Origin of the sequence: Brachybacterium sp. GCM10030267 (genome assembly GCF_042666875.1) — a bacterium.
Classification (GTDB): Bacteria; Actinomycetota; Actinomycetes; order Actinomycetales; family Dermabacteraceae; genus Brachybacterium.
The window spans coordinates 237,989-262,341 of sequence record NZ_JBHTCX010000007.1; the positions used below are offsets into that span (position 1 = coordinate 237,989).

The 24,353-nt window shown below is 68.0% G+C and carries 25 protein-coding genes; 23 read left to right on the top strand and 2 right to left on the bottom strand.

All coding sequences use genetic code 11. The features are described 5' to 3' along the window. Positions 1–27 precede the first annotated feature (27 nt). From ACFQS2_RS06390 to tuf, 6 genes are all read left to right on the top strand, one after another. Positions 28–3,912: a DNA-directed RNA polymerase subunit beta' gene (locus ACFQS2_RS06390; protein WP_377020005.1), complete on the top strand. Its 3,885-nt coding sequence runs from the start codon at positions 28–30 to the stop codon at positions 3,910–3,912. 590 nt (positions 3,913–4,502) lie between these two features. Continuing rightward, positions 4,503–5,747 (top strand): resuscitation-promoting factor, encoded by a 1,245-nt coding sequence (locus ACFQS2_RS06395; protein ID WP_377020004.1) that lies wholly within the window; start codon positions 4,503–4,505, stop codon positions 5,745–5,747. Positions 5,748–6,461: 714 nt separating this feature from the next. Continuing rightward, positions 6,462–6,836 (top strand): 30S ribosomal protein S12, encoded by a 375-nt coding sequence (gene rpsL, locus ACFQS2_RS06400; RefSeq protein ID WP_377020002.1) that lies wholly within the window; start codon positions 6,462–6,464, stop codon positions 6,834–6,836. Then, complete coding sequence (gene rpsG, locus ACFQS2_RS06405) at positions 6,836–7,306, top strand: 30S ribosomal protein S7 (protein ID WP_377020000.1); 471 nt, start codon at positions 6,836–6,838, stop codon at positions 7,304–7,306. Before rpsL ends, rpsG begins: the two co-directional genes overlap by 1 nt. A 90-nt stretch (positions 7,307–7,396) precedes the next feature. Continuing rightward, entirely contained in the window at positions 7,397–9,544 is a 2,148-nt protein-coding gene (gene fusA / locus ACFQS2_RS06410; RefSeq protein WP_377019999.1) for an elongation factor G, read from the top strand. Between the two features lie 127 nt (positions 9,545–9,671). Next, on the top strand, positions 9,672–10,859 hold the full coding sequence (gene tuf, locus ACFQS2_RS06415) for an elongation factor Tu (RefSeq protein WP_377019998.1): 1,188 nt from the start codon (positions 9,672–9,674) through the stop codon (positions 10,857–10,859). Positions 10,860–11,194: 335 nt separating this feature from the next. Here the strand turns inward: tuf and ACFQS2_RS06420 are convergent, their stop codons facing one another. Further along, entirely contained in the window at positions 11,195–12,238 is a 1,044-nt protein-coding gene (locus tag ACFQS2_RS06420; protein ID WP_377019997.1) for a general stress protein, read from the bottom strand. Between the two features lie 214 nt (positions 12,239–12,452). Between ACFQS2_RS06420 and ngcE the strand changes: the two genes are divergently transcribed. The 14 genes from ngcE to rpsQ all read left to right on the top strand — a co-directional run bounded on the left by ngcE (position 12,453) and on the right by rpsQ (position 21,749). Next, complete coding sequence (gene ngcE, locus ACFQS2_RS06425) at positions 12,453–13,907, top strand: N-acetylglucosamine/diacetylchitobiose ABC transporter substrate-binding protein (protein ID WP_377019996.1); 1,455 nt, start codon at positions 12,453–12,455, stop codon at positions 13,905–13,907. Beyond that, positions 13,907–14,887 (top strand): carbohydrate ABC transporter permease, encoded by a 981-nt coding sequence (locus ACFQS2_RS06430; RefSeq protein WP_377019994.1) that lies wholly within the window; start codon positions 13,907–13,909, stop codon positions 14,885–14,887. The genes ngcE and ACFQS2_RS06430 overlap by 1 nt, the downstream gene beginning before the upstream one ends. After that, positions 14,884–15,792, top strand: a complete 909-nt coding sequence (locus ACFQS2_RS06435) for a carbohydrate ABC transporter permease (RefSeq protein WP_377019993.1) — start codon at positions 14,884–14,886, stop codon at positions 15,790–15,792. The genes ACFQS2_RS06430 and ACFQS2_RS06435 overlap by 4 nt, the downstream gene beginning before the upstream one ends. Before the next feature lie 406 nt (positions 15,793–16,198). Beyond that, the gene (rpsJ, locus tag ACFQS2_RS06440; protein ID WP_038371325.1) at positions 16,199–16,507 is read left to right on the top strand and encodes a 30S ribosomal protein S10; all 309 of its coding nucleotides are present in this window, start codon (positions 16,199–16,201) and stop codon (positions 16,505–16,507) included. 11 nt (positions 16,508–16,518) lie between these two features. Further along, on the top strand, positions 16,519–17,199 hold the full coding sequence (gene rplC, locus ACFQS2_RS06445; RefSeq protein ID WP_377019991.1) for a 50S ribosomal protein L3: 681 nt from the start codon (positions 16,519–16,521) through the stop codon (positions 17,197–17,199). A 5-nt stretch (positions 17,200–17,204) separates the two neighbouring features. After that, positions 17,205–17,984, top strand: a complete 780-nt coding sequence (rplD, locus tag ACFQS2_RS06450) for a 50S ribosomal protein L4 (protein ID WP_377019990.1) — start codon at positions 17,205–17,207, stop codon at positions 17,982–17,984. Beyond that, on the top strand, positions 17,981–18,283 hold the full coding sequence (gene rplW, locus ACFQS2_RS06455; protein WP_377019989.1) for a 50S ribosomal protein L23: 303 nt from the start codon (positions 17,981–17,983) through the stop codon (positions 18,281–18,283). The genes rplD and rplW overlap by 4 nt, the downstream gene beginning before the upstream one ends. Positions 18,284–18,329: 46 nt before the next feature. Continuing rightward, positions 18,330–19,166 carry a 50S ribosomal protein L2 gene (gene rplB, locus ACFQS2_RS06460; protein ID WP_377019988.1) on the top strand — a complete coding sequence of 279 codons (837 nt, stop codon included), beginning with the start codon at positions 18,330–18,332 and terminating at the stop codon, positions 19,164–19,166. A gap of 18 nt (positions 19,167–19,184) precedes the next feature. Then, positions 19,185–19,466 (top strand): 30S ribosomal protein S19, encoded by a 282-nt coding sequence (gene rpsS, locus ACFQS2_RS06465; RefSeq protein WP_377019987.1) that lies wholly within the window; start codon positions 19,185–19,187, stop codon positions 19,464–19,466. Between the two features lie 50 nt (positions 19,467–19,516). Further along, positions 19,517–19,870 carry a 50S ribosomal protein L22 gene (gene rplV, locus ACFQS2_RS06470; protein WP_377019986.1) on the top strand — a complete coding sequence of 118 codons (354 nt, stop codon included), beginning with the start codon at positions 19,517–19,519 and terminating at the stop codon, positions 19,868–19,870. A gap of 10 nt (positions 19,871–19,880) precedes the next feature. Continuing rightward, positions 19,881–20,735 (top strand): 30S ribosomal protein S3, encoded by an 855-nt coding sequence (gene rpsC / locus ACFQS2_RS06475; protein WP_377019985.1) that lies wholly within the window; start codon positions 19,881–19,883, stop codon positions 20,733–20,735. A 5-nt stretch (positions 20,736–20,740) separates the two neighbouring features. Beyond that, positions 20,741–21,160 (top strand): 50S ribosomal protein L16, encoded by a 420-nt coding sequence (rplP, locus tag ACFQS2_RS06480; protein ID WP_377019983.1) that lies wholly within the window; start codon positions 20,741–20,743, stop codon positions 21,158–21,160. Beyond that, a complete protein-coding gene (gene rpmC, locus ACFQS2_RS06485; RefSeq protein ID WP_377019982.1) occupies positions 21,160–21,393 on the top strand; it encodes a 50S ribosomal protein L29 in 234 nt (77 codons plus the stop codon). The genes rplP and rpmC overlap by 1 nt, the downstream gene beginning before the upstream one ends. Positions 21,394–21,413: 20 nt before the next feature. Continuing rightward, the gene (rpsQ, locus tag ACFQS2_RS06490) at positions 21,414–21,749 is read left to right on the top strand and encodes a 30S ribosomal protein S17 (protein ID WP_377019981.1); all 336 of its coding nucleotides are present in this window, start codon (positions 21,414–21,416) and stop codon (positions 21,747–21,749) included. Between the two features lie 347 nt (positions 21,750–22,096). Here rpsQ and ACFQS2_RS06495 read toward each other — a convergent pair whose 3' ends face one another. After that, positions 22,097–22,621 (bottom strand): hypothetical protein, encoded by a 525-nt coding sequence (locus ACFQS2_RS06495; RefSeq protein WP_377019980.1) that lies wholly within the window; start codon positions 22,619–22,621, stop codon positions 22,097–22,099. A gap of 405 nt (positions 22,622–23,026) precedes the next feature. On the opposite strand from ACFQS2_RS06495, the gene rplN reads away from it, so the two are divergent. From rplN to rplE, 3 genes are read left to right on the top strand one after another with little or no spacing between them, the layout of a single operon-like run. Continuing rightward, complete coding sequence (gene rplN, locus ACFQS2_RS06500) at positions 23,027–23,395, top strand: 50S ribosomal protein L14 (protein WP_193116799.1); 369 nt, start codon at positions 23,027–23,029, stop codon at positions 23,393–23,395. A 1-nt stretch (position 23,396) separates the two neighbouring features. After that, a complete protein-coding gene (rplX, locus tag ACFQS2_RS06505; RefSeq protein WP_377019979.1) occupies positions 23,397–23,783 on the top strand; it encodes a 50S ribosomal protein L24 in 387 nt (128 codons plus the stop codon). Then, complete coding sequence (rplE, locus tag ACFQS2_RS06510; protein WP_377019978.1) at positions 23,783–24,352, top strand: 50S ribosomal protein L5; 570 nt, start codon at positions 23,783–23,785, stop codon at positions 24,350–24,352. Before rplX ends, rplE begins: the two co-directional genes overlap by 1 nt. The last annotated feature ends 1 nt before the right edge of the window (position 24,353 follow it).

Genomic DNA, 24,353 nt, shown 5'->3' on the forward strand with positions numbered 1-24,353 from the left:
CGACTTCCGATCGAGAGAAGGACACCTGTGCTCGACGTCAACACCTTCGATGAGCTGCGCATCGGCCTCGCCACCGCCGATGACATCCGCGGCTGGTCCCACGGCGAGGTCAAGAAGCCGGAGACCATCAACTACCGCACCCTGAAGCCCGAGATGGACGGCCTGTTCTGCGAGCGCATCTTCGGCCCCACCCGGGACTGGGAGTGCTACTGCGGCAAGTACAAGCGCGTGCGCTTCAAGGGCATCGTCTGCGAGCGCTGCGGCGTGGAGGTCACCAAGTCCTCCGTGCGCCGTGAGCGCATGGGTCACGTGGAGCTCGCCGCTCCCGTCACCCACATCTGGTACTTCAAGGGCGTTCCCAGCCGTCTGGGCTACCTGCTCGATCTCGCGCCGAAGGATCTCGAGAAGATCATCTACTTCGCCGCGTACATGATCACCGCGGTGGACGAGCAGGCCCGCCACGAGGACATGCCGGAGCTGCAGGCCCGTTTCGACCTGGAGATCAAGGAGCTCGAGAACGAGCGCGACTCCGCGATCAACCAGCGTGCCGTCTCCGCCGAGAAGGACCTCGCCCAGCTCGAGGAGGAGGGCGCCAAGGCCGACGCGAAGCGCAAGGTCCGCGACTCCTCCGAGCGCGAGCAGTCCCAGATCCGCAAGAAGTACGACGCCGAGATCGCTCGCGTCACCGCGGTGTGGGAGCGCTTCAAGTCCCTGAAGGTCGCCGACCTCGAGGGTGACGAGCAGCTCTACCGTGCGATGAAGCTGCGCTACGGCACCTACTTCGAGGGCGGCATGGGCGCCGAGGCGCTCCAGAAGCGCCTGCAGGACTTCGACCTCGAGGGGGAGGCCCAGGCTCTCCGCGAGGTCATCGCCAACGGCAAGGGCCAGAAGAAGGCCCGCGCCCTGAAGCGCCTCAAGGTGGTCTCCGCCTTCCGCTCGACCACGAACTCGCCGGCCGGCATGGTCCTGGACTGCGTCCCGGTCATCCCCCCGGATCTGCGTCCGATGGTGCAGCTGGACGGTGGCCGTTTCGCGACCTCCGATCTCAACGATCTGTACCGTCGCGTGATCAACCGCAACAACCGCCTCAAGCGGCTGCTGGACCTCGGGGCTCCCGAGATCATCGTGAACAACGAGAAGCGCATGCTGCAGGAGTCGGTCGACTCGCTGTTCGACAACGGCCGGCGCGGCCGTCCGGTCACCGGACCGGGCAACCGCCCGCTGAAGTCGCTCTCGGACATGCTCAAGGGCAAGCAGGGGCGTTTCCGTCAGAACCTGCTGGGCAAGCGCGTGGACTACTCGGCGCGCTCGGTCATCGTCAACGGCCCGCAGCTGAGCCTGCACCAGTGCGGCCTGCCCAAGGGCATGGCGCTGGAGCTGTTCAAGCCCTTCGTCATGAAGCGCCTGGTCGAGCTCTCGCACGCGCAGAACGTGAAGGCGGCCAAGCGGATGGTCGAGCGGGCGCGTCCGGAGGTCTGGGACGTCCTCGAAGAGGTCATCACCGAGCACCCGGTGCTGCTGAACCGTGCCCCGACCCTGCACCGTCTGGGCATCCAGGCGTTCGAGCCGCAGCTCGTCGAGGGCAAGGCCATCCACCTCCACCCGCTCGTGTGCGCCGCGTTCAACGCGGACTTCGACGGTGACCAGATGGCTGTCCACCTGCCGCTGTCGGCCGAGGCCCAGGCCGAGGCCCGCATCCTGATGCTGTCCTCGAACAACATCCTCAAGCCCTCGGACGGCCGCCCGGTCACCATGCCCGCGCAGGACATGGTCATCGGTCTGTACCACCTCACCACCGTGCGCGAGGACGTCCCGGGCGCCGGGCGCTCCTTCGCCTCGGAGGCCGAGGCGATCATGGCCCATGATCGCGGCGAGCTGCACCTGAACGCCCCGGTGAAGATCCGCTTCACCGACATCGTTCCCGGCAACGACTGGGAGGCCCCGGAGGGGTGGACCGAGGGTGACCCGATCACCCTGGAGACCACTCTGGGCACCGTCTACTTCAACGAGGCGCTGCCGGAGGACTTCCCGTTCGTCCAGGGCCAGGTCGGCAAGAAGCGTCTGGGCGGCATCGTCAACGCGCTGGCCGAGAGCTACGACAAGGGTCAGGTCGCCGCGTCGCTGGACGCGCTGAAGTCCTACGGCTTCTCCTGGTCGACCCGCTCTGGTGCCTCCTTCGCGCTCTCGGACGTCGTCACCCCGCCGAACAAGGCGGAGATCGTCGCCCGCTTCGAGGCCAAGGCCGCCCAGGTCCAGGAGAACCGGGACCTCGGTCTGGTCTCCGAGGCCGAGCGCAACATGGAGCTCATCGACATCTGGACCGAGGCGACCAACGAGGTCGACAACGCCATGCGTGAGAACTTCGAGTCGACCAACACCATCTACCGGATGGTGGACTCGGGCGCCCGCGGCAACTGGATGCAGATCCGCCAGATCGCCGGCATGCGCGGCCTGGTGAACAACCCCAAGGGTGAGATCATCCCGCGCCCGATCCTCTCCAACTACAAGGAGGGGCTCTCGGTCCTGGAGTACTTCATCGCCTCGCACGGCTCCCGCAAGGGCCTGGCGGATACGGCGCTGAAGACGGCACAGTCCGGCTACCTCACCCGTCGTCTGGTCGACGTCTCGCAGGACGTCATCGTCCGCGAGGACGACTGCGGCACCACCAAGGGCCTGGTCATCCCGATCGCGGTCGAGGAGGCCGGCGCGCTGCGCACCCACGAGCACGTGGAGTCCACGGCGTACGGACGCGTCCTGGCCACTGCGGCCATCGGCGCCGACGGCGAGGAGGCGGCCCCGGCCGGCTTCGAGGTGGGCGACGTCCAGATCGAGCAGCTGGTCGCGGCCGGCGTGCGCGAGATCAAGATCCGCTCGGTGCTGACCTGCGATTCGGCAGTGGGCACCTGTGCCCAGTGCTACGGCCGCTCGCTCGCGACCGGCCAGCTGGTCGACATCGGCGAGGCCGTCGGCATCGTCGCGGCCCAGTCCATCGGTGAGCCCGGCACGCAGCTGACCATGCGTACGTTCCACTCCGGTGGTGTGGCCAGCGCCGACGGCGACATCACCCACGGTCTGCCCCGTGTCCAGGAGCTCTTCGAGGCCCGCACCCCGGCCGGCTTCGCGCCGATCACCGAGTTCGCGGGTCGCGCCGAGATCGAGGAGAACGACAAGCAGCGCCGGATCACCGTGACGCCGGACGACGGCTCCGACCCGGTCACCTACACGGTCTCCAAGCGTGTGACCCTGCTGATCGGCGACGGCGACCATGTCGCGGTCGGCCAGCAGCTCACGCAGGGCTCGGTGGACCCGAAGCAGGTCCTGCGCATCCTCGGCCCGCGCGCCGTGCAGCAGCACCTGGTCGACGAGGTGCAGAAGGTGTACATCTCGCAGGGCGTGGACATCCACGCCAAGCACATCGAGGTCATCGTGCGCCAGATGCTGCGTCGCGTGACGATCATCGAGTCCGGTGACACCGACCTGCTGCCCGGCGACTTCGCCGAGCGGGTCGCGTTCGAGCGCGAGAACCGCCGGATGCTCGCCGAGGGCGGGCAGCCCGCCTCCGGTCGTCCGGAGCTGATGGGCATCACCAAGGCGTCCCTCGCGACGGACTCGTGGCTGTCGGCGGCCTCCTTCCAGGAGACCACCCGCGTGCTCACCGAGGCCGCCCTGAACCGCAAGAGCGACTCGCTCATGGGGCTCAAGGAGAACGTCATCATCGGCAAGCTGATCCCCGCCGGGACCGGCCTGTCTCGGTTCCGCCGCATCGCGGTGGAGCCGACCGACGAGGCCAAGGCGCAGATGTACCAGGTGCCCGGATACGACGAGCTGGACTTCTCCGGCTTCGGTCAGACCGGTGCGGTGAACCTGGACGACATCGACTACGCCGATCCGTTCCGCACGGATTTCCGCTGAGTCGCTGACGGCTGCGGCGTCGTTGCGCTGAGGACCCTGCGGGGGTGCCCGGCGGACCGGCCCGCGTGACCGGCATGAGGGGCGGTCCCACTTCGGTGGGGCCGCCCCTCGTCGCGTCCGGGGACCCAGCGGAGCACTGTGCGGGCTGCGCAGTCCCTCCTGAGCCCGGCGTGGGCGTCGACGACGGGAACCGGGTTCGCGGGACCCGTGGGCGGGACCCGTGGGCGGGACCCGTGGGCGGCCCCGTGGGCGGCCCCGTGGGCGGCTCACGTGGGCGGATCCCGTGGGCGGGACGCGTGGGCGGGACCACGCGGCGCAGAGCCGACGGCCCGCCCGGCGTGACCTGTCGGACCCGGAAGTTCACGTGCGGGTAAAGACCTCTTGGGTGGGAGCCCAAACCCTCGTCGAACGCCTTCACAGCAGGCGAAAAGGACGAAACGATGGGTCCTGGCAGTTCCCGTGCGACCTTCCCCCGCTGCGCTTCGCCCCCGAACGCGCGCTCGTGCCGGAACGCCCGTGCCCCGCTCGGGGCACTCGCGCTCAGGCAACGACTGCCGCCCCGCTGTGGCGGCCGAGGAACAGGTGGAACAGTGAAGAAGACTCCGTGGATCATCGCGGCTGCGACCGCGGCCGTCGTCGGCGTCGGCGGCGGCGGAACGGCCTATGCCGTCTCCAACGAAGCCGCCGTGACGGTGTACGGCGAGCAGCAGCAGGTGCGTACGTTCAGCCCCACCGTCGCCGAGCTGCTCGAGGCCCAGGGCATCGAGGTCAAGGACACCGATATGGTCGTGCCCGGTCTCGGTGAGCAGGTCACTGACGGTATCGAGATCCAGATCATCGAGCGCACGCCGGTCACCGTGAGCATCGATGGCGAGGAGCAGGAGCTGCTGACCACCGGTGACACCGTCGCCGACGTGCTCGAGGAGGTCGACTACGACGCCGACGGCGCCGCCGTGACCCCGGCCCCCGAGACCGAGCTGTCCGAGGTGGAGGACGGCATCGACGTCGTCACCGCGAAGACCGTGACCTTCGTCGGCCAGCGCGGCCAGGACACCTTCACGATCGCTGCGAAGACGGTCGGCGAGGCGATGGAGCGTCTGCTCGGAGACATCGAGGACACCGACACGAGCGAGCCCGGCCGGGACACGGCTCTCGAGGACGGGGTGACGGTCCAGGTCACGCGCGTCCGCGAGGAAGAGCGGACCGAGACCGAGGAGATCCCGTTCGAGACCAAGACGGTTGAGGACGACGAGCTGCTCGAGGGCAAGACCAAGGTCACCACCGAGGGCAAGAAGGGCTCCAAGGAGAAGGTCTACGCCGAGAAGACCGTCGACGGGGAGGTCACCGAGTCCGAGCTGGTCTCGGAGGAGGTCGTCACCGAGCCGGTCACCGAGGTCATCGCCGAGGGCACCAAGCCGGCCCCGGAGCCCGAGCCCGAGCCGGAGCCCGAGAGCGACACCGAGGAGAAGTCGAGCAGCTCCGACTCCTCCGACGAGGCGAAGGAGCGCTCCGGCAGCAAGTCCAGCCGCAGCTCGGAGCGCGAGGAGAACGACGGGAACACCGGCGCGTCCGCACCGTCGGTGTCCTCCGGCTCCGTGTGGGACCGTCTCGCCCAGTGCGAGTCCGGTGGTGACTGGTCGATCAACACGGGCAACGGCTTCTACGGAGGCCTGCAGTTCACGAAGTCGACCTGGCGCGCGTTCGGTGGCGGCAAGTACGCCTCCTCGGCGCACCTGGCCACCCGCGAACAGCAGATCGAGATCGCCAAGAAGGTCCAGGCCGGCCAGGGCTGGGGCGCATGGCCGTCCTGCACCGCGAAGCTCGGCATCCGCTGACCCGAGGCGTCACGGCCGGTTCGCCCGAGACCGGCAGCACATCACGAGCGCGCCGCGAACTCCTCGCGGCGCGCTCGTGGTCTGTCGAGGCCGCCCGCGTCGGCGCCCATCTGCTAGGGCGCCCGCGTCGGCGCCCACCTGCTATGGCGCCCGCAAAAAGATGGTCGCCAGCGTCGGGTCACCCCCATTTTCGGACGTGCACCTGCGCTCACGGCCATTTTGTGGTGGGAGAAGCCGAGGCAGGCCGCCGCGCGCGCTGAGGCGTGCCCTCATCCCGGTGCCACCCCCGGGCGCCGGACCCTCCCGCGCCGTCACGAGCCGTGATGTGATCTGCGTCGGAACCAGGCACAAGCTTTGACCGCATGCACGCGGCCTCAGTAGACTGCCGTTGCGTCCGGAGTGCCCTCTGGTCGTGACCCGGGACGAGATCCGCGAAAACCCTTCGGGGCAGCCGCGGATTGGTGTCCCCCGCGAGGAGCGGATCCTTGCGGCGTGCCCGATTTACGGAACCGGCGGCCATGCCCGGCCCCGTCCCGCGGGCGCCGATCACGGTCCTTCCGGACGCCCGTCGGGTGCCATCACTCGTCGGGCGGGTCGAACCGCTGACCATCCTCGGGCATGGGGACGGCGATTCGGGTCGCCGACCGTGCGAGCGGTCGAAGAAGTCGATCCGTCGGTGCGAACAGCGCCGATGGCTGAACAGAAAGAGAAGCTGTGCCCACAATCCAGCAGTTGGTGCGCAAGGGGCGGGACGCCAAGTCCACCGCCTCGAAGACGCCCGCGCTCAAGGGTTCGCCCCAGCGCCGCGGCGTCTGCACGCGCGTCTACACCCAGACTCCCAAGAAGCCGAACTCGGCACTGCGCAAGATCGCGCGTGTGCGCCTCTCGAGCGGCATCGAGGTGACCGCCTACATCCCCGGCGTCGGCCACAACCTGCAGGAGCACTCCATCGTGCTCGTCCGCGGCGGCCGTGTGAAGGACCTGCCGGGCGTGCGCTACAAGATCGTGCGTGGCTCCCTCGACACCCAGGGCGTGCGCGGCCGTCAGCAGGCCCGCTCCCGCTACGGCGCGAAGAAGGAGAAGAAGTAATGCCTCGTAAGGGCCCCGCTCCCAAGCGCCAGCTGGTCGTCGACCCCGTCTACGGCTCGCCGATCGTCACCCAGCTCATCAACAAGATCCTCCTGGACGGCAAGAAGACCGTCGCCGAGGGGATCGTCTACGACGCCCTCGAGGGCTGCCGTGCCAAGAACGACCAGGATCCGGTCGTGACCCTGAAGAAGGCGCTGGACAACATCCGTCCCAGCCTCGAGGTCCGCTCCCGCCGCGTCGGCGGTGCGACCTACCAGGTCCCGATCGAGGTCAAGCCGGGCCGTGCGACCACGCTGGCGCTGCGCTGGCTGGTCAGCTACTCCCGCGCGCGTCGTGAGCACACGATGACCGAGCGTCTGATGAACGAGATCCTCGACGCCTCCAACGGCCTCGGCGCCGCTGTCAAGCGTCGCGAGGACACCCACAAGATGGCCGAGTCCAACCGGGCCTTCGCCCACTACCGCTGGTGAGTTCCGGTGGGGTCCGTCCCGTGCGGGCGGACCCCACCGACTGCCCTCCGGCACGTCGACCAGCTCCCGTTCTGCAGAAAGGCATAGCCCGTGGCACTCGCAGTGCTCAGTGACCTCACAAAGGTCCGAAACATCGGCATCATGGCCCACATCGATGCCGGTAAGACCACCACGACCGAGCGCATCCTGTACTACACCGGGGTCAACTACAAGATCGGTGAGACCCACGACGGCGCCGGCACGATGGACTGGATGGAGCAGGAGAAGGAGCGCGGCATCACCATCACGTCCGCCGCGACCACCTGCTACTGGCACGACAGCCAGATCAACATCATCGACACCCCGGGCCACGTCGACTTCACCGTCGAGGTGGAGCGCTCGCTGCGCGTGCTCGACGGTGCGGTCGCCGTGTTCGACGGCAAGGAGGGCGTGGAGCCCCAGTCGGAGACCGTGTGGCGCCAGGCCGACAAGTACGACGTCCCGCGCATCTGCTTCGTCAACAAGATGGACAAGCTCGGCGCCGACTTCTTCTTCACCGTCCAGACGATCATCGACCGTCTGAAGGCCAAGCCGCTGGTGATGCAGGTGCCGATCGGCTCGGAGAGCGACTTCAACGGCATCGTCGACCTGGTCGAGATGAAGGCCTACGAGTGGCCCGAGGTCTTCCCCGAGGACATGCCCAAGTTCGGCAAGAAGAAGGGCGACGCTGCTCTCGGCCAGTACCAGGTCGAGATCCCGATCCCCGAGGACGTCCAGGACACGGTCGACGAGTACCGCGCCAAGCTGGTCGAGGACGTCGCCGAGAGCTCCGAGGAGCTCATGGACAAGTACCTCGAGGAGGGCGACCTCACCGTCGACGAGCTCAAGTCCGGTATCCGGGCCCTGACCGTCAACTCCGAGGCGTACCCGATCTTCCTGGGCTCCGCGTTCAAGAACAAGGGCGTCCAGCCCATGCTCGACGCGGTCATCGACTACCTGCCCTCCCCGCTGGACGTGCCCCCGATGGTCGGCCACAAGCCGGGCGACGAGGACACCGAGCTGACCCGTAAGCCCGACTGGGACGAGCCCTTCTCCGGCCTCGCCTTCAAGGTCGCCGCGCACCCGTTCTTCGGGACGCTGACTTACGTGCGCGTCTACTCCGGCCAGGTCAAGACCGGCGAGCAGATCCTCAATGCCACCACCGGCAAGAAGGAGCGCGTCGGGAAGCTGTTCCAGATGCACTCGAACCAGGAGAACCCGGTCGAGGAGGCCTTCGCGGGCCACATCTACGCGTTCGTCGGCCTGAAGGACACCACCACCGGTGACACCCTGACCGACTCGTCGAACCCGATCCAGCTCGAGTCCATGAGCTTCCCCGACCCGGTCATCAACGTGGCCATCGAGCCCAAGACCAAGGGCGACCAGGAGAAGCTGGGCGTGGCCATCCAGAAGCTCGCCAAGGAGGACCCCACCTTCCAGGTGGAGCTGGACGAGGAGACCGGCCAGACGGTCATCAAGGGCATGGGCGAGCTGCACCTCGACATCCTCGTGGACCGCATGCGCCGCGAGTTCAAGGTCGAGGCCAACATCGGCAAGCCCCAGGTGGCCTACCGCGAGACGATCAAGCGCACGGTGGAGAAGTACGACTTCACCCACAAGAAGCAGACCGGCGGCTCCGGCCAGTTCGCGAAGGTGCAGATCACCTTCGAGCCTCTGACCGATGCCGAGGAGGGCGTGTTCTACGAGTTCGAGAACAAGGTCACCGGCGGTCGCATCCCGCGCGAGTACATCCCGAGCGTGGACGCGGGCATCCAGGACGCGCTGGAATCCGGCATCATCGCCGGCTACCCGGTGGTCAACGTCAAGGCCAGCCTGATCGACGGCGCCTTCCACGACGTCGACTCCTCGGAGATGGCGTTCAAGATCGCCGGCTCCATGGCTGCCAAGGAAGCCCTCCGCCAGGCGAAGCCCGTGCTCCTCGAGCCGGTCATGAGCGTCGAGGTCCGCACTCCGGAGGACTACATGGGAGAAGTCATCGGCGACCTGAACGCGCGACGCGGTCAGGTGCAGTCGATGGAGGACGTGAGCGGGATCAAGGCCATCCGTGCTCTCGTCCCGCTGTCCGAGATGTTCGGGTACGTCGGCGACCTGCGGTCCAGGACCCAGGGGCGTGCGATGTACACGATGCAGTTCGACAGCTACGCGGAGGTCCCCTCCAGCATCTCGGAAGAGATCGTCGCGAAGACCCGGGGCGAGTGAGAAGCCGAGGGAACGGGTAGGCTCCTTCTCCTGTTCCCCCGCGCTTCCATCGGACCTCCGTCCTCGTGGACGGAACCCGATCCCGATCCAGAAGTACCACGATAAGAAGTCCTAGGAGGACACCACCATGGCGAAGGCCAAGTTCGAGCGGAACAAGCCGCACGTCAACATCGGCACCATCGGTCACGTCGACCACGGCAAGACCACGCTGACCGCTGCGATCTCCAAGGTCCTGTACGAGCAGTACCCGGACCTGAACGAGCGTCGAGACTTCGATCAGATCGATAACGCGCCGGAAGAGAAGCAGCGCGGCATCACGATCAACATCTCGCACATCGAGTACCAGACGGAGAAGCGTCACTACGCGCACGTCGACGCTCCCGGCCACGCCGACTACATCAAGAACATGATCACCGGTGCGGCCCAGATGGACGGTTCGATCCTCGTGGTCGCCGCCACCGACGGTCCGATGGCGCAGACCCGCGAGCACGTGCTGCTCGCCCGCCAGGTCGGCGTGCCCTACATCGTCGTCGCCCTGAACAAGGCCGACATGGTGGAGGACGAGGAGATCCTCGAGCTCGTCGAGATGGAGGTCCGCGAGCTGCTGGCTTCCCAGGACTTCGACGAGGACGCCCCCGTCATCCAGGTCTCCGCGCTCAAGGCCCTCGAGGGCGACGAGAAGTGGGTCAAGTCCGTCCAGGACCTGATGGCCGCTGTGGACGACAACGTTCCGGATCCGGAGCGCGACATGGACAAGCCGTTCCTCATGCCCGTCGAGGACGTCTTCACCATCACCGGTCGCGGCACCGTCGTCACCGGCAAGGTCGATCGCGGCAAGCTCGCCATCAACTCGGAGGTCGAGATCCTCGGCATCCGTGAGGCGCAGAAGACGATCGTCACCGGTATCGAGATGTTCCACAAGCAGATGGACGAGGCGTGGGCCGGCGAGAACTGCGGTCTGCTCCTGCGCGGTACCAAGCGCGAGGACGTCGAGCGCGGCCAGGTCGTCGTGAAGCCGGGCACCATCACCCCGCACACGAACTTCGAGGCGCAGGTCTACATCCTCTCCAAGGACGAGGGCGGGCGTCACAACCCGTTCTACTCGAACTACCGCCCGCAGTTCTACTTCCGCACCACCGACGTCACCGGCGTCATCACGCTGCCCGAGGGCACCGAGATGGTCATGCCCGGCGACAACACCGAGATGTCGGTCGAGCTGATCCAGCCGATCGCCATGGAGGAGGGCCTCGGCTTCGCCATCCGTGAGGGTGGCCGCACCGTGGGCTCCGGCCGGGTCACCTCGATCCAGAAGTGATCTGCGCGGGGGAGACCCCGTTGCGGTGAGGCGGCCGTGCACACGGTCGCCGCATCATCCAGAAGGCCCCGGACCGGGTTGACCGGTCCGGGGCCTTCTGCATGCCCGGCTGTCCGTGCCGTCCCCGGCCCCGGTTCCGCCGGGCTTCGCGCGGTGGGTGTCTGCGTCCCGAGGCCGCAGATGAGACTGGGAGGCCATACCCCGTCGGTCCGGAAAGCGGTGGGTGGTCACGTCCTGCCGGTCACAGCGTCCTGCCGGTCACAGAAGAGCCCCTGGCCCGCCGCTAAGCGGGGCAGGGGCTCTCGTCGGTGGAGGAGGCCGATCGGCACGTCAGCTCAGCGCTCCGAGCTGCCACGCTCCTGGTTCTCCTGCGCCTCCTGCCCGTGCTCCGGCGGCCGGTCGGCATCGAACTGGCCGTAGCCGCGGCCGCCGGCGGCGTCGAACTGCCCGGCGTCCGGCTGCGGGACCCCGTACTCCTCACCGGACGCGGCCTGTGTCTGCGGAGCCTGGCCGGACCCGGCCTCACCCTGCACGGACTCGCCCTGCATGGACTGGCCGTGCATCGGAGTGCCGGCGGGCTGGCCGAAGCTGGGGCGGCCGCTGCGGGAGCGGCCCTCCGCGGTCGGCTGAGGCGCTGCGGCCGGAGCCGGCTGACCGTAGGTGGGGCGGGAGCGCCCGCCGGGCTGCGGTGACCCTGGCTGCTGGGCGTCCGGCTGCTGGGAGCCCGACGGCGGGCCTGCGGCCTGTCCGGGCCCAGGGTGCTGCGGCGAGGGCTGCTGCGGGGAGGGCTGCTGCGGGGACTGCCAGGACTGGCCGTACCCGGCGGCCGGCGGCGTCTGACCGCCGTGCCCGGGCAGTGCGGTGGCCGGCGACTGCGGCGCCGCCGCGGGGGAGGCGCCGGTCTCGGCCAGCAGGCGGCGCGCCTGATCAGCGTGCTTGTGCTCGACCAGGAGCTCGTACTGCATCGGGATCGTGGCGGTCATGGAGGTGAAGTCCCGCCGGCCACCGGTCATGGCGTACCCGATCACGGCCCACACCGTGAAGAACACGATGCCCATCAGGATGCTGGTCAGGATGACCATGACGTTGCTGGGCGTGATCAGCATCAGCAGCAGTCCCAGGAACAGGCCCATCCACAGTCCCGACAGCACGCCCTGGCCCACCACGCGGCCCCAGGTCTTGCGTCCCGTGACGCGCTCCATGAGCTTGAGATCGGTGCCGACGATCAGGGTGCTCTGGACGGGGAACTGGTTGTCGGCGAGGGTGTCGACGACGGACTGCACTTCCTGGTACGTGCTGTAGACACCGAGGGACCGCGGGTACTCCAGGTCGTACAGGCGCGCGGTCAGGGGGGAGGCGGTGTGCGGTGGCTGACTCATGGCCCCACGGTAGAACAGGGGGCCGCGCCCGGGCTGAAGCTTGTCCGAACGGTCGCTGGACACGTCAGGGCGTGCGTCGGTGGCATCACCGGGGCGGAGCAGCCGATTACGATCGGGACTCGCTCCGAGCGTATGAGGCTCACGTCACACGCGCTGTGGGTATGGTCCGTGCCACTGCATCACGTCCCTGACACCACTCGACGAAGAGGCCACGATGAACGACTCCGAGAGCTCCTCGCTGGAGACCCCGCTGGACCGCCTGGGCGCCTCGCGCCGTCGGTTCCTCGCACTCGCTTCCTCCGGTACCGGTGCGGCCGCGCTGAGCGCCTGCGCCGCGGGCGGCGGCGGGGGAGACGATGACAGTGGCGGTGCTGCCCCGGAGGGCGGTGGGGACGTCAGCGACGACAACCCCTTCGGCGTCGCGGGCTCCGACCCCGTCGAGGTGATCGTCTTCGACGGTGGCTACGGGGACCAGTACGCCGTCGATGCGGGGGAGAAGTACTCCGAGCTGTACCCCGACGCCGAGGTCGACGTCAGCTCGACCGTGAACATCCAATCCGACCTCCAGACCCGGTTCATCGGCGGGGACCCGCCGGACCTGTTCGACAACGCCGGTGCCCAGTCGATGAACGCCAGCGCTCTGATCTCCGAGGGCAGCATCGCCGACATCGGCGCCCTGATCGAGGCACCGTCGCTGGATGGCGGCACCGTCGGGGAGTCGCTGCTTCCCGGCGTGCTGGATCCGGGCACGTACTCCGGCACGGTCTACGCGATCAACTACGTCTACGAGATCTTCGCCCTGTGGTACTCGGCCAGCCAGTTCGAGGAGAAGGGCTGGGAGCCGCCCCGCACGTGGGACGAGGTGATGACCATCGCCGAGGCCGCGGCGAGCGAGGACCTGGCGATGTTCCCCTGGGGTGGTCAGAACGCCGCGGACTACTACCACGAGCTCGCGCTGTCGATGGCGATCAAGGAGGCCGGCCCGGACCTGTCCCGCAAACTCGACCTGCTCGAGGACGATGCCTATCACCAGGACGCCGTCGTCGCCGCCTTCACCGCCATCGAGGACGCTGTCTCGGCCGGCTACTTCATGGCCGGCGGGGCCGGGATCCAGCACACCGAGGCCCAGACCCAATGGGTCACCGGCAATGCCGTCATGTACCCGTCGGGGTCCTGGATCGAGAACGAGCAGGCCGGTGTCACGCCCGAGGACTACCGGATGACGGGTGTGCCGGCTCCGATGCTCACGGACGCCGCCGCCATGGGCGAGGCCGCGGTCCACGGCACCGCCGGCGAGCCCTTCTTCGTACCCGCCGAGGCCGCCAACGGCGCCGGGGGCATGGAGTTCCTGCGCATCATGCTGTCGAAGCAGCAGTGCCAGAACTTCTCGGAGATCACGTCCTCCATGACCGTCGTCAAGGACACCATTCCCGAGGACGCCTTCGGCTCCACGGCGCTCGCTTCGGTCAACGAGATGATCACGGCTGCCGGCGAGGACGTCTTCAACTACAACTTCGCTGCCTGGTACAACATGGGCACCGTGTTCAAGCCGCTGTGGGCGGAGTTCCTCAACGGCGACATCACCGCCGACCAGGCCATCGAGCGGTCGCAGGCCGCCATCGACGAGGTCCGCGAGGACGAAGGTATCGAGAAGTTCGACGTCGAGTGATGGCAGCGGTCCCCACCTCCGCGCCCCCGGCGGGCCCCAGGCGCTCGCGGGGGGCGCGGAACCGCCTCACCCCCGGTCGGCTCCTGTTCTTCGCACTCTTCCTGGGCCTGCCGCTGCTGGTCTACGTGCTGTTCGTGGTCTCCCCGTTCCTGCAGGCGTTCTACTACTCGCTGACCGACTGGCGCGGCCTGTCCCAGGCTCCGCGATTCATCGGGCTGGACAACTACGTCTCCCTGTTCCAGGACCCGGGATTCCGCAGGGCCCTGGCCAACAACCTGATCTACATGATCGTGCTGCCCACGATCACCATCACGCTCGCCTTCGCGCTCGCCGTGCTGGTCACCGTGGGCGGGGACAGCCGCGGCCGGATCCAGGGCATCCGGGGCGCCACCATCTATCGGGTGGTCAGCTTCTTCCCCTACGTGATCCCCGCGGTCGTCGTCGGCATCCTGTTCGCCTTCATCTACTCGCCCAACGGCGGCCTGCTCAACGGCATCCTCAACGTGCCGCTGGGTCTGTTCGGCCAGGAGGTGCACATCGGCTGGCTCGGTGATCGGCGATTCGCGCTCGCCGCGATCATCGCGGCCGTGGTCTGGAGCCTCGTCGGCTTCTACATGGTGCTGTTCGTCGCCGCCATCAAGTCGGTCCCGGCCGAGGTCATCGAGGCGGCCCGCATCGACGGGGCGGGGCGCCTGCGCCTCGCGGTCGGCGTCATCCTGCCGATGGTGCGGGAGAACGTCTCCACCGCCGCCGTGTACATGGGGATCCTGGCGCTGGACATGTTCGTCTACGTCAGCGTCATGACGCCCACCGGCGGCATCGGCAAGAGCACCGACGTGGTCTCGCGCCTGCTGTACGAGACGGCCTTCACCAGCTCGCAGTTCGGGCGCGCCTCGGCGATGGGCGTGGTCATGGCGCTGCTGACGATGCTGATGGCCGTGATCGTGCTGTTCTCCACCCGGGAGAGGGAGCGCCGATGAGCACCGAGACCCCGACGCAGAACGCCCCGTCGGCCCCCGATCTTGCCGTGCCCGCCTCGCGGCGGACGAAGCGCACGGGCGGCGATCGCGCCTTCGGCATCCTCGCGCAGACGATCCTGGCCGCGTGGGCGCTGGTGGTGGTGCTGCCGCTGATCTGGACGGTCTTCAGCTCGTTCAAGACCTCGCGCGGCATCCTCGCCTCCCCGTTCGCGCTGCCCGAACGGCTGAACCTCGACAACTTCGTGCGGGCGTGGGAGCAGGCGGGCATCGGCCGGTTCTTCGGGAACACGGTGCTCGTGGTCGGCTGCGCCCTGGTGCTGGTGATGCTGCTGGGAGCGATGTGCGCCTACGTGCTCGCGCGCTACGAGTTCCCCGGCCGGCGGATCATCTATTACGCCCTGATCGCGGGGCTGACGTTCCCGCTCTTCCTGGCCGTGGTGCCGCTGTTCTTCATCATGGAGTCGATGCAGATCCGGGGCACCTACTTCGGGCTGATCATGGCCTACGTGGGCTTCGCCCTCCCGTTCACGGTCTTCTTCCTCTACGCCTTCTTCCGGCAGCTGCCCGAGGAGATCTCGGAGGCCGCGGCGATCGACGGGGCGGGGGATTTCCGCACCTTCTTCCAGGTGATGCTGCCGATGGCGGGCCCCGGGATGGCCAGCGTGACCATCTTCAACTTCCTCGGGCTGTGGAACCAGTTCCTCATCCCCGTGGTGCTCAACACCGACCGCGACAAGTTCGTGCTCGCCCAAGGCCTCGTCAACATGCAGGCCCAGCAGGGCTACAACTCGGACTGGGCGGCGATGTTCGCCTCCGTGACGATCACGATCCTGCCGGTGCTGATCGTCTACATGATCTTCCAGCGTCAGCTGCAGGGCGGGATGGACCCCAGCACGAACAAGTGACCGCCTCCGCGCTGGACGTCGGGCGCCGCGCCGTCGACGAGGCCCGACGTCATCCTGCTCCGCCGACGGGCGCGATGCCCGTGTGACCGGGTGCACCCGGGGTCCTCTTGTGGCCTCGAGTGCGCGTCTGGCAGACTGTTCGAGTTGTCTGCGCGGGCCGACATGCCCGGTTCCGTTCTCCATGGTCTCCGGATCACGGCGAATGATCACCGGATGAGGTCCGTCCCGAGGATGCGAACGATGCACCTGCATCGAGTGCGCATCGTCAGAGGGAAGAAGTCGCAGAAGCAGCCGATCCTCGGTGGCCGAACGCTGGATTCTTATGTCCCGCGGAGGCCGACACGCCCGTCCTCGGGTGCCGGGGTCGGGTGCATCCATGCCAGACGAAGAAGAGAGACAGGACGCCATGGCGGGACAGAAGATCCGCATCCGGCTCAAGTCGTACGACCACGAAGTGATCGACAGCTCGGCGCGCAAGATCGTCGACACGGTCTCCAGCGCGGGCGCGACTGTTGTGGGCCCGGTGCCGCTGCCGACCGAGAAGAACGTGTTCGTCGTCATCCGGTCGCCGCACAAGTACAAGGACTCCCGTGAGCACTTCGAGATGCGCACGCACAAGCGACTGATCGACATCGTCGATCCCACGCCCAAGGCCGTGGACTCGCTCATGCGCCTCGATCTGCCGGCGGACGTCAACATCGAGATCAAGCTCTGAGGCAGGTGGACATGAGCAACGAACTGACGGGTCAGAGCGCCCGCCCCGTGTCCGGCGTGCTCGGCACCAAGCTCGGCATGACCCAGGTCTGGGACGAGAACGGAAAGCTCGTCCCCGTGACCGTCGTGCAGACCGGTGCGAACGTCGTCACCCAGATCCGCTCCGTCGAGAACGACGGATACGACGCCGTGCAGATCGCCTACGGGCAGATCGATCCGCGCAAGGTCTCGCAGCCGCTGCGCGGCCACTTCGACAAGGCCGGCGTGACCCCGCGCCGTCACCTGGTCGAGCTGCGCACCGCTGACGCCACCGACTACTCGCTGGGTCAGGAGATCGACGCGTCGATCTTCGAGGCCGGCCAGAAGGTCGACGTCGTCGGCACCTCCAAGGGCAAGGGCACCGCGGGCGTCATGAAGCGCCACGGCTTCGCCGGTGTCGGTGCCTCCCACGGTGCGCACCGCAACCACCGCAAGCCCGGTTCCATCGGCGGCGCCGCCACGCCCGGTCGCGTCTTCAAGGGCCAGCGCATGGCCGGCCGCATGGGCAGCGCCCGAACCAGTGTCCAGAACCTGACCGTTCACGCGGTCGACGTCGAGAAGGGCCTCGTGCTCGTCAAGGGTGCCGTTCCCGGCCCCAAAGGCGGGCTCGTGCTGGTCCGCTCGGCCGTCAAGAGCCCCGCGAAGGAGGCCTGAGCCCGATGGCAGCGAATCTGACTGTCGACGTGCTCGATCCGGCCGGCACCAAGTCCGGCACCGTCGAGCTGCCCGCGTCGATCTTCGACGTGCAGACCAACGTGCCCCTGATCCACCAGGTGGTCGTCGCCCAGCAGGCGGCGTCCCGTCAGGGCACCCACAAGGCCAAGACCCGCGCCGAGGTGCGTGGCGGCGGCAAGAAGCCCTGGAAGCAGAAGGGCACCGGTCGTGCCCGTCAGGGCTCCCTCCGCGCCCCGCAGTTCACCGGTGGCGGCACCGTCCACGGCCCCGTCCCCCGCGAGTACAGCCAGCGCACCCCGAAGAAGATGAAGGCTGCCGCTCTGCGCGGTGCCCTCTCGGATCGGGCCCGCAACGGCCGCGTCCACGTGGTCTCGTCCCTCCTCGACGGCAATGCGCCGTCGACGAAGGCCGTCCGCACCACCCTGTCCCACGTCTCCGACCGCCGGCACGTGCTGGTCGTCGTGCGTCGTGACGACGACCTGGGCGCGCTGAGCTCGCGCAACCTGCCCACCGCGCACGTCCTGTACGCGGACCAGGTGAACACCTACGACGTCATGCTCTCCGACGACGTGGTCTTCACCGCCGGTGCGCTGGAGGACTTCGTCGCCCAGGCCACCGTGTCCCTGCCCACCTCGTCCTTCGCCGCGGCGAAGAACGCGTCGTCGGCCCCGGCCGCCGCCGCGCAGGAGGCCCCGGCCTCCGACGACGAGGACGGCGCCCAGGCCGCTGAGGCCGCCGAGCCCGCCAAGGAGGAGTCGAAGTGACCGTGCTGAACAAGGATCCCCGCGACGTCCTGCTGGCCCCGGTCGTCTCCGAGAAGAGCTACGGGCTGATGGACGAGGGCAAGTACACCTTCCTGGTGGACGCCCGCGCCAACAAGACCGAGATCAAGATCGCCGTCGAGTCCATCTTCGACGTCAAGGTCTCCTCGGTGAACACGATCAACCGTCAGGGCAAGTCGCGCCGCACGCGCTTCGGGACCGGCAAGCGCAAGGACACCAAGCGCGCCGTGGTCACCCTGACTGACGGAGCCATCGACATCTTCGGAGGGTCGGTCGCCTGAGGCGGCCGATATCCGAGGAGCCGAAGAGAGTCTGAGGGAAACCCACATGGCAATTCGTAAGAGCAAGCCGACCACGCCCGGTCGTCGCGGCTCGAGTGGCGCCGACTTCGTCGAGGTCACCCGCGACACCCCTGAGAAGTCGCTGGTCCGCCCGCTGTCCAAGTCGGGCGGGCGCAACAGCAACGGCCGCATCACCTCCCGTCACCGGGGCGGCGGCCACAAGCGTGCCTACCGTGTCATCGACTTCCGTCGCCACGACAAGGACGGCGTCGGTGCCAAGGTCGCGCACATCGAGTACGACCCCAACCGCACCGCGCGCATCGCGCTGCTGCACTACACCGACGGCGAGAAGCGCTACATCCTCGCCCCGGCGAAGCTGCGTCAGGGCGACTGGATCGAGAACGGTCCGGAGTCGGACATCAAGCCCGGCAACAACCTGCCGCTGCGCAACATCCCGCTGGGCACCGTGATCCATGCGATCGAGCTGCGCCCCGGCGGCGGTGCCAAGATCGCCCGCAGCGCCGGCGCCTCCGTGCAGCTGGTCGCCAAGGAAGGACCGTACGCGCAGCTGCGCATGCCGTCCGGCGAGATCCGCAACGTCGATGCCCGCTGCCGCGCCACCATCGGTGAGGTCGGCAACGCGGAGCAGTCCAACATCAACTGGGGCAAGGCCGGCCGCATGCGCTGGAAGGGCAAGCGCCCTCACGTGCGTGGCGTCGTCATGAACCCCATCGACCACCCGCACGGCGGCGGCGAGGGCCGCACCTCCGGTGGTCGGCATCCGGTGTCGCCCTGGGGTCAGCCCGAGGGCCGTACCCGGCGACCCGGCAAGGAGAGCGACAAGCTCATCGTGCGCCGCCGCCGGACCGGCAAGAAGCGCTGATAGGGAGAACCACAGACTATGCCTCGCAGTATCGCCAAGGGCCCGTTCGTCGACGATCACCTCCAGAAGAAGGTGGACGCTCAGAACGAGAAGGGCACCAAGAACCTCATCAAGACCTGGTCGCGTCGTTCGGTCATCACGCCGGACTTCCTCGGCCACACCTTCGCAGTGCACGACGGCCGCAAGCACGTCACGGTGTTCGTCACCGAGGCCATGGTCGGCCACAAGCTCGGCGAGTTCGCTCCCACGCGGACTTTCAAGGGCCACGAGAAGGACGACAAGAAGGGCCGCCGCCGCTGACCTCGGTCACGCGGCAGCACCATCAGCAATCCGAAGAAAGCAGGACAGCAATGGAAGCCAAGGCGCAGGTGCGGTACCTCCGCATGTCGCCCATGAAGGCTCGCCGCGTTGTGGACCTGATTCGTGGCAAGAGCACGGCCGAGGCCCTGGACACTCTGCGGTTCGCCCCGCAGGGAGCCAGCGAGCCCGTCCTCAAGCTCGTCGAGTCCGCGATCGCCAACGCGCGGGTGAAGGCAGATCAGGCGGGGGAGCGCTTCGATGAGCGCGAACTCGTCGTCTCCTCCGCATTCGTCGATGAGGGCCCGACCATGAAGCGGTTCCAGCCGCGCGCACAGGGTCGAGCCTTCCAGATCAAGAAGCGCACCAGCCACGTCACCGTGGTGGTCGCTCCCGTGAACAAGTAAGGAGTCCCGAATGGGCCAGAAGGTCAATCCGAACGGGTTCCGCCTCGGGATCACCACGGAGCACAGCAGCCGGTGGTTCGCCGACTCCTCCAAGGAGGGTCAGCGTTATCGCGACTACGTGAAGGAAGACGTCGCGATCCGCAAGCTCATGTCCAAGGGGCTCGAGCGCGCCGGCATCTCCAAGGTCGAGATCGAGCGCACCCGTGATCGTGTCCGCGTCGACCTCCACACCGCCCGCCCGGGCATCGTCATCGGGCGCCGGGGTGCCGAGGCCGAGCGTCTGCGCGGCGAGCTGGAGAAGCTCACCGGCAAGCAGATCCAGCTGAACATCCTCGAGGTCAAGAACCCCGAGAACGACGCTCAGCTGGTCGCCCAGGGCATCGCCGAGCAGCTCGCCGCCCGCGTCTCCTTCCGTCGTGCGATGCGCAAGGGCATGCAGTCCGCGCAGCGCGCCGGCGCGAAGGGCATCCGAGTGGCCGTCTCCGGCCGCCTCGGCGGCGCCGAGATGAGCCGCAACGAGTTCTACCGCGAGGGGCGCGTGCCGCTGCACACCCTCCGCGCGAACATCGACTACGGCTTCTACGAGGCCCGCACCGCCTTCGGCCGCATCGGCGTGAAGGTGTGGATCTACAAGGGCGACGTCACCGCCAAGGAGCTCGCGGCCCAGGCCGCCACGCAGGGTCCCCGCTCCGGCGGCCGCGGCCCCCGTGCCGAGCGCCCGCGCGGCCGTCGCAACGAGCGCAACGCCAACGCCCGTCGTGAGGGTGGCAGCACCGAGGGAGCAGCCCAGGCTGCCGCTCCGGCCGCCGCCCCCACGGAGCAGCCGGCGTCCGCTCCCGCACAGCAGTCCGGAACGGAGGCCTGAGCGACATGCTGATCCCCCGCAGGACCAAGCACCGCAAGCAGCACCACCCGACCCGCAGCGGCATGGCCAAGGGCGGCACCGAGCTGGCGTTCGGCGACTACGGCATCCAGGCGCTCGCGCCGGCCTACGTCACCAACCGTCAGATCGAGGCGGCACGAATCGCCATGACGCGCTACATGAAGCGTGGCGGCAAGGTGTACATCAACATCTACCCCGACCGGCCGCTGACCAAGAAGCCTGCCGAGGTCCGCATGGGCTCCGGTAAGGGTTCGGTCGAGTGGTGGGTCGCCAACATCAAGCCCGGCCGTGTCCTCTTCGAGGTCGCGGGCGTGTCCGAGGAAGTGTCGCGCGAGGCGCTGCGCCTGGCGATGCACAAGCTCCCCATGAAGTGCCGCATTCTGAGCCGAGAGGGTGGTGACATCTGATGGCAGCGACCAAGCTCACCGCCGATGAACTGGACAAGCTGGACGACGCCAAGCTGGCCGACGAGCTGGCGAAGGCGAAGGACGAGCTGTTCAAGCTCCGTTTCCAGTCCGCCACCGGTCAGCTCGAGAGCTCCGGCCGCCTGCGGTCCGTCAAGAAGGACATCGCACGGATCTACACGATCCTGCGCGAGCGCGAGCTGGGCATCCGACAGGCGCCCGGCGCCGCCGAGTGACCGCGAAGCGAGGAACAGACATGACTGAGAACAGCAAGGCCGAGGCCCCGGCCGTCGACGAGGTCGAGGTGCTCGACAAGGAAGGCGCGCACGCGTCGTCCCATGAGCGCCCGTACCGCAAGACCGTCCGCGGCTTCGTGGTCTCCGACAAGATGGACAAGACCGTCGTCGTCGAGGTCGAGGAGCGCGTCAAGCACGCTCGCTACGGCAAGGTCACGACCAAGACGAGCAAGTTCAAGGCCCACGACGAGGAGAACACCGCCGGTATCGGCGACCGTGTCCTCATCATGGAGACCCGACCGCTCTCCGCCTCCAAGCGGTGGCGCCTGGTCGAGATCCTCGAGCGAGCCAAGTGATCCAGCGGTCCTCGTGACCGCAGCAGGATCGACGTGAAGGGTCGGCCTTCCCCCTGGGGGAGGCCGGCCCTTTCGCTATACCCGGGGCCGCTGCGTCAGGGGCTGGCGTGTCCGGGCTGCTGCCGGAGTCCGCTGCGCCCGGGCCCGCCCGTCGGGCGCTCCGGTACGTCGCGCCTCCGTTCCACTGATTCGTCTCGTCACTGCAACGGATCAGTGGAACGAGCCCGCGTGTCGCCGGACGGTCGTCGCCCGAGTGCCCGTATACGGCAGTGGTGGTGGCCGAGGGACGGATCAGGCGCGCGTGAGACGGTCAGGCGCGCGCGGGTCGGGTCAGGAGCGCGAGACGCTCAGGCGCGCGTGAGACGGGTCAGGAGCGCGCCCGCGTAGGCGTCCTCAGCATGAGGTGCCCGGACCTCGCGCAGGCCACCGGCGTCAGCATCGGCACCGAGTGCAGTGCCAGTGCCAGTGCCAGTGCCGGCGCCAGCGCCAGGGTCAGCGTCGGTATCGGTGCCAGGTGCAGCACCGCTGCCAGGGTCGGCGTCGCCCGCCGGCGCGAACCTCACCACGTAGGCGCCCGACTGCTCCCGGTGCAGCGACACGAAGGCGTCGCCGAGCGCATCGCGGAGCTGCTCCTCGCGGGGAATCCAGATGGCCTCGTGCTGCTCGACCGTGTCCAGCGCCCACTCGGTGGTGCCGTTGAAGCGGAAGACATGCTGGCCCGACCGGCTGATGCCCCGCTCGACCACCATCGGGGAGAGCATGAACGCCTCGTCGCGCAGCAGCTCGGTGTCGATCGAGAACAGGTCGCCGTCCGCCGGTTCCCAGGGCAGCCCCGCGTCCTTGAGTCGTCGTGCCACATCGATGTCGATCATGGATCGAGTGTAGGGGCGGCGGGAGAGCAAGCCCACACCCTTCGCAGGGCTCGCATGGGGTGACAGCGACTGCTGCGGGGACGTAGTCTTGAACGGTTGCCGGACGACCATGCCCACCAGCCCTCGCGGTGAGTGCGGGATCGGGAGTCCGCGGCAGGATCCGGAAGCACCAGATCCGTCCTCGCCGGAGACCTCGCACGAGAAGCGAACGCTGAGGCGTTCTCCACGCTAGTGCCTGAGTCCGGCCGAGGGTTTTTTGGTGCCCGGAGCCCGCCGCCGGTGATGCTCATGGCCACGTTCGTGACCTGGGCGGACGTCCGGGCATGGTCCATATTCCGTTCCGCCAGGCTCGGCCGGCCCGCTCCCGCGGACCGGAAGAGAACCGGTGAGACGATAGGAGAACGAGTGATTCAGCAGGAGTCGCGACTGAAGGTCGCCGACAACACAGGTGCCAAGGAGATTCTCTGCATCCGTGTTCTCGGTGGCTCCGGTCGCCGTTACGCCAGCATCGGCGACACCATCGTGGCGACCGTCAAGGACGCCATCCCCGGTGGCAACGTCAAGAAGGGCGATGTCATCAAGGCTGTCGTCGTCCGTACGTCCAAGGAGCGTCGGCGCGCCGACGGGTCCTACATCCGCTTCGACGAGAACGCGGCGGTGATCCTCAAGGCCGATGGCGAGCCGCGCGGAACGCGCATCTTCGGCCCCGTCGGGCGCGAACTGCGCGACAAGCGCTTCATGAAGATCATCTCGCTGGCACCGGAGGTGCTGTGACATGGCAAAGATGAAGATCAAGAAGGGCGACCTCGTCCAGGTCATCACCGGCCGCACGAGCGACGCCGACAAGGTCGCCGCACGTGGCCTCGAGGCCGGCGACAAGGGCAAGCAGGGCCGCGTCCTGCAGGTGTTCCCCGATACCGAGCGCGTGCTCGTCGAGGGCATCAACCGCCGCACCCACCACATCAAGCCCAACCAGGCCGGTGGCGCGGGCGGCATCGAGCAGCGCGAGGCCCCCATCCACATCTCCAACGTGGCTCTGGTCGACCCGGAGGACAACAAGCCGACCAAGGTCGGCTACCGCGTCGAGACCCTCGAGCTCGAGAACGGCCGCTCCAAGCAGGTGCGCGTCCGCTTCGCCAAGCGCTCCGGGAAGGACATCTGATGAGCGAGACTGCTATCCAGGCGCCCACCCCGCGCCTGAAGGCCCGGTACAACGAGACCATCAAGGCGGAGCTGACCGACCAGTTCGGTTACGAGAACGTCATGCTGGTGCCCGGTCTGACCAAGATCGTCGTGAACATGGGCGTCGGCGACGCCGCTCGCGACTCCAAGGTCATCGACGGCGCCGTGCGCGACCTCGCCGCCATCACCGGACAGAAGCCGCAGGTCACCAAGGCCCGCAAGTCGATCGCGCAGTTCAAGCTGCGTGAGGGAATGCCGATCGGTGCGCACGTCACCCTCCGTGGCGCTCGCATGTGGGAATTCCTGGACCGGCTGCTGTCGACCGCTCTGCCGCGCATCCGCGACTTCCGTGGTCTGTCGCCGAAGCACTTCGACGGCAACGGCAACTACACGTTCGGCCTCACGGAGCAGGTCATGTTCCACGAGATCGACCAGGACAAGATCGACCGCGTCCGCGGTATGGACATCACGGTCGTGACCACCGCGAAGACCGACGACGAGGGACGCGCGCTGCTGAAGCTGCTCGGCTTCCCCTTCAAGGAGAACTGAT